The organism is Pseudomonas sp. UBA6315 (assembly GCF_002438125.1).
In the GTDB taxonomy this organism is placed as follows: Bacteria; Pseudomonadota; Gammaproteobacteria; order Pseudomonadales; family Pseudomonadaceae; genus Aquipseudomonas; species Aquipseudomonas faucium.
On record NZ_DJTF01000196.1, the window covers coordinates 1 to 5,370 of the forward strand.

The following is a 5,370-nucleotide window of genomic DNA, read 5'->3' on the forward strand; positions in this document are numbered from 1 at the left end:
GACAGGAACGCGACGCGATGCCCCAGGTGGATCCCGAGCTGTTCGACCGCGGCCAGTTCCAGGCGGAACTGGCCCTCAAGGCGAGCCCCATTGCCGCCTTCAAGAAAGCCATCCGCCAGGCCGGCGAGGTGCTCGACAAGCGTTTTCGCGAAGGCCGCGAAATCCGCCGCCTGATCGAGGACCGCGCGTGGCTCGTCGACAACATCCTGCAACAGGCCTGGAAGCAGTTCGACTGGGGCGACCCTAGCGGTATCGCCCTGATCGCCGTGGGCGGCTACGGGCGCGGCGAACTGCACCCGCACTCGGACATCGACCTGCTGATCCTGCTGGGCGCCGCCGAGCATGAACAGTACCGCGATGCCATCGAGCGCTTTCTCACCCTGCTGTGGGACATCGGCCTGGAAGTCGGCCAGAGCGTGCGCACCGTCGATGAATGCGCCGAACAGGCGCGCGCCGACCTGACGGTCATCACCAACCTGATGGAAAGCCGCACCATCGCCGGCCCCGAGGCATTGCGCCAGCGCATGCTGGACGTCACCAGCACCGCGCACATGTGGCCGAGCAAGGAATTCTTCCTGGCCAAGCGTGCCGAGCTCAAGGCCCGCCATCACAAGTACAACGACACCGAATACAACCTCGAACCCAACGTCAAGGGCTCGCCCGGCGGCCTGCGCGACATCCAGACGGTGCTCTGGGTGGCCCGCCGCCAGTACGGCACGCTGAACCTGCATGCACTGGCCGGCGAAGGGTTTCTGCTGGAAAGCGAAAACGAGCTGCTGGCCTCCTCCCAGGACTTCTTGTGGAAGGTGCGCTACGCCCTGCACATGCTGGCCGGGCGCGCCGAAGACCGCCTTTTGTTCGACCACCAGCGCAGCATCGCCGCGCTGCTCGGCTACAGCGACGAGAACCCCAAGCGCGCCATCGAGCAGTTCATGCAGCAGTACTACCGGGTGGTGATGAGCATCAGCCAGCTGTGCGACCTGATCATCCAGCACTTCGAGGAAGTCATCCTCGCCGATGACGACAGCGGCACCACCCAGCCGCTCAATGCCCGCTTCCGCCTGCACGACGGCTACATCGAAGCGGTCAGGCCCAACGTGTTCAAGCGCACCCCGTTCGCCATGCTGGAGATCTTCGTGCTGATGGCCCAGCACCCGGAGATCAAGGGCGTGCGCGCCGACACCGTGCGCCTGCTGCGCGAGCACCGGCACCTGATCGACGACACTTTCCGCAACGACATTCGCAACACCAGCCTGTTCATCGAGCTGTTCAAGTGCGAAATCGGCATCCATCGCAACCTGCGGCGGATGAACCGCTACGGCATCCTCGGGCGCTACCTGCCGGAGTTCGGCCTGATCGTCGGGCAGATGCAGCATGACCTGTTCCACATCTATACGGTCGATGCGCACACCCTCAACCTCATCAAGCACCTGCGCAAGCTGCAGTACACGCCGGTGTCCGAGAAATTCCCGCTGGCCAGCAAGCTCATGGGCCGCCTGCCCAAGCCCGAGCTGATCTACCTGGCCGGCCTGTACCACGACATCGGCAAGGGCCGCCAGGGCGATCACTCCGAGCTCGGCGCGGTGGATGCGCAGAAGTTCTGCGAACGCCACCAGTTGCCAGCCTGGGACAGCCGGCTGATCGTCTGGCTGGTGCAGAACCACCTGGTGATGTCGACCACCGCCCAGCGCAAGGACCTGTCCGACCCGCAGGTGATCAACGATTTCGCCCTGCACGTGGGCGACGAGACGCGCCTGGACTACCTGTACGTGCTGACCGTGGCCGACATCAACGCCACCAACCCCAGCCTGTGGAATTCCTGGCGCGCCAGCCTGCTGCGCCAGCTCTACACCGAGACCAAGCGTGCCCTGCGCCGCGGCCTGGAAAACCCGCTCGACCGTGAAGAGCAGATTCGCCAGACCCAGAGCGCGGCGCTGGACATCCTGATCCGCGAAGGCACCGACCCGGACGACGTCGAGCAGCTCTGGTCGCAACTGGGCGACGACTACTTCCTCAAGCACACCGCCGCCGACGTGGCCTGGCACAGTGACGCGATCCTCCAGCAGCCTGCCGATGGCGGCCCGCTGGTGCTGATCAAGGAAACCACCTCCCGCGAGTTCGAGGGCGGCACGCAGATCTTCATCTACGCCCCCGACCAGCACGACTTCTTCGCCGTGACCGTGGCGGCCATGTCGCAGCTCAACCTGAACATCCATGACGCGCGGATCATCACCTCGAGCAGCCAGTTCACCCTCGATACCTACATCGTGCTGGACAACGACGGCGGCTCGATCGGCGACAACCCGCAGCGGGTCAAGCAGATCCGCGACGGGCTCACCGAAGCGCTGCGCAACCCCGAGGACTACCCGACCATCATCCAGCGCCGGGTGCCGCGCCAGCTCAAGCACTTCAACTTCCCGCCGCAGGTGACCATCCTCAACGATGCCCAGCGGCCGGTGACCATCCTCGAGATCACCGCACCGGACCGCCCCGGCCTGCTGGCGCGGCTCGGGCGCATCTTCCTGGAGTTCGACCTGTCGCTGCAGAACGCCAAGATCGCCACCCTCGGCGAGCGCGTCGAGGACGTGTTCTTCATCACCGACGCCGACAACCAGCCGCTGTCCGACCCGCAGCTGTGCAGCCGCCTGCAGGAAGCCATCGTGCAGCAGCTGCAGGCCGGCCAGGCCAGCGAGCCCAGCCCGACCCGCATGAACATTTAACGATTCAACGATAAGACGATTGACGAGACCTTGCGCCGATGAACCACGCCTTGACCCAGCTTCAGCCCTACCCGTTCGAGAAACTTCGCGCCCTGCTGGGCAGCGTGAAACCCGCGGCGGACAAGCGCGCCATTGCGCTTTCGATCGGTGAGCCCAAGCACGAATCGCCGGCCTTCGTCGCCAAGGCCATGGCCGACAACCTCGACAAGCTGGCGGTCTATCCCAGCACCCTGGGCCTGCCGGCCTTGCGCCAGGCCATCGGCCAGTGGTGCGAGCGGCGTTTCGGCGTGCCGGCCGGCTGGCTGGATGCCGACCGCCATATCCTGCCGGTCAACGGTACCCGCGAAGCGCTGTTCGCTTTCACCCAGGCCGTGGTCAACCGCGCCGATGATGGCCTGGTGGTCAGCCCCAACCCGTTCTACCAGATCTACGAAGGCGCAGCGCTGCTCGCCGGCGCCACCCCGCATTACCTGCCATGCCTGGAAAGCAACGGCTTCAACCCCGACTTCGATGCCGTGCCGGCCGAAGTCTGGCAGCGTTGCCAGGTCCTCTTCCTGTGCTCGCCAGGCAACCCCACCGGCGCACTGGTGCCGATGGACACCCTGAAAAAACTGATTGCCCTGGCCGACGAGCATGACTTCGTGATTGCCGCCGACGAGTGCTACAGCGAGCTGTACTTCGACGAAGACGCGCCACCGCCGGGCCTGCTCAGCGCCTGCGCGCAGCTTGGCCGCAGCGACTTCAAGCGTTGCGTGGTGTTCCACAGCCTGTCCAAGCGCTCCAACCTGCCAGGCCTGCGCTCGGGCTTCGTCGCCGGTGACGCAGAGATCATCAAGCCGTTCCTGCTGTACCGCACCTACCATGGCTGCGCGATGCCGGTGCAGACCCAGCTGGCCAGCGTCGCCGCCTGGCAGGACGAAGCCCATGTGCGCGCCAACCGCGACCAGTACCGGGCCAAGTACGATGCCGTGCTGGATATCCTGCAGCCGGTCATGGACGTGCAGCGGCCCGATGGCAGCTTCTACCTGTGGGCCAAGGTGCCGGGCTGCGATGCCGACTTCACCCGCGACCTGTTCGAGGCGCAGCATGTGACCGTGGTGCCGGGCTCGTACCTGTCGCGTGAGGTGGATGGTGTGAACCCAGGGGCCGGGCGCGTGCGCATGGCACTGGTTGCGCCACTGGCCGAGTGCATCGAGGCGGCAGAGCGGATTCGCGAGTTCCTGCAAAATCGCTGACTGAGCGGGGGCCGCTTTGCGGCCCAATCGCCGGCAAGCCGGCTCCCACAGGGGCTGCGCTGGGCTCAAACTTGTGGGAGCCGGCTTGCCGGCGATTGGGCTGCAAAGCAGCCCCAGGGCACTACTTGACCGCCCCCAGGTTCGCCTCGCTCATATCCAGCTCCCCCAACACCTGCCGCACCACCTCATCACCCACCAGGTGCTGGCGATGCAGGTTGTACAGCTCCAGCCGCTGCGCCCGCAGCGCACGCAAACGCAAACGCCGCTCCAGCAAGTCCATCTGCTCGGCCAGCGCCCGCGCCTCGGCCGTGTCGTTGTAGCTGTTCAGCTCATCGCGATACTCGGCCATCAACCTGGCCTTGAGCTCGGTGGCCATGGTCGCCTGCGCCGCATCCTGCGGTGCGCTGGCGTCAATCACCTCTTCCGCCTCCAAGGCATGGATCGCCGCCTCGACCGTGCGCCGCCAGGCGTCCAGCACTTCCTGGTGCAACCGCTCGTCGGGCGTTCGGGTCACCCCGCGCAGCAGGAACGGCAGGGCAATGCAGGCACTGATCAGCGACAGCAGGATGACCCCGGCGGCAATGAAGATCAGCAAGTCCCGCTCGGGAAACGCCACCCCTGCACTGATCAGCAGCGGCACCGACATCACGCCGGCCAGGGTCACCGCCCCGCGCACGCCGCCCAAGGTCAGCAACCAGCACGAGCGCGCCGTCGGCATCAGCACCAGGGCCGGCTTGCCCCGCCACCGGCGAACCACGCCAATCGCGCGCCAGATGCTCTGCACCCAGATGAAGCGCAGCAGCACCAGTGCCGCGAAGATCGCCAGCACATCCAGGCAACGCCAGGCCAGGGTCGGCCATACGGTGGTTTCGTGGCTGACCACGGCCTTGATGATGTCCGGCAGTTGCAGGCCCAGCAGCAGGAAGATCAGGCCGTTGAACGCAAACTCCAACAGCGACCACACACTGCGGTTGAGCAGGCGGGTGCTGGTCTGCCGGGGCAGCAGGTCGAGCCAGCTCTGCATCATGCCGGCCGCCACCGCCGAGAGGATGCCGGAAACGCCCAGGCGCTCGGCCAGCACATAGGCGGCAAAGGGCAGCAGCAACATGAACACCACGTGGGTGGCCGGGTCATCCCAGCCACGGGCGATCATCCAGGCCCGCAGGCGGCCGATCAACCAGCTCAGGGCCACGCCGACCGCAAGGCCACCCAGGGCCACCAGGACGAAACTGAAGCTGGCATCGGCCAGCGAGAAGGCCCCGGTGATCGCTGCGGCCAGGGCGAACTTGAAGGTCACCAGGCCCGCGGCGTCGTTAATCCGCGCCTCGCCCTGCAGCATGGGCATCGGCGGGGACGGCAAGCGGTCCTGGGCAATGGCCGAAACCCCCACGGCGGCGGTCGGCGAAAGCACCGCG

3 protein-coding genes are annotated in these 5,370 nt (G+C 66.2%); 2 read left to right on the top strand and 1 reads right to left on the bottom strand.

Going from position 1 to position 5,370, the window contains the following annotated elements; translation table 11 throughout:
• Positions 1-17: 17 nt before the first annotated feature.
• Together B3E94_RS23860 and dapC are read left to right on the top strand one after the other, a co-directional pair.
• Entirely contained in the window at positions 18-2,720 is a 2,703-nt protein-coding gene (locus tag B3E94_RS23860; RefSeq protein ID WP_176513537.1) for a [protein-PII] uridylyltransferase, read from the top strand.
• A 38-nt stretch (positions 2,721-2,758) separates the two neighbouring features.
• Positions 2,759-3,955 carry a succinyldiaminopimelate transaminase gene (gene dapC / locus B3E94_RS23865; RefSeq protein ID WP_286915480.1) on the top strand — a complete coding sequence of 399 codons (1,197 nt, stop codon included), beginning with the start codon at positions 2,759-2,761 and terminating at the stop codon, positions 3,953-3,955.
• A gap of 121 nt (positions 3,956-4,076) precedes the next feature.
• Here the strand turns inward: dapC and B3E94_RS23870 are convergent.
• On the bottom strand, positions 4,077-5,370 hold a 1,294-nt coding region (locus B3E94_RS23870), incomplete at its 5' end, for a Na+/H+ antiporter (protein ID WP_286915481.1).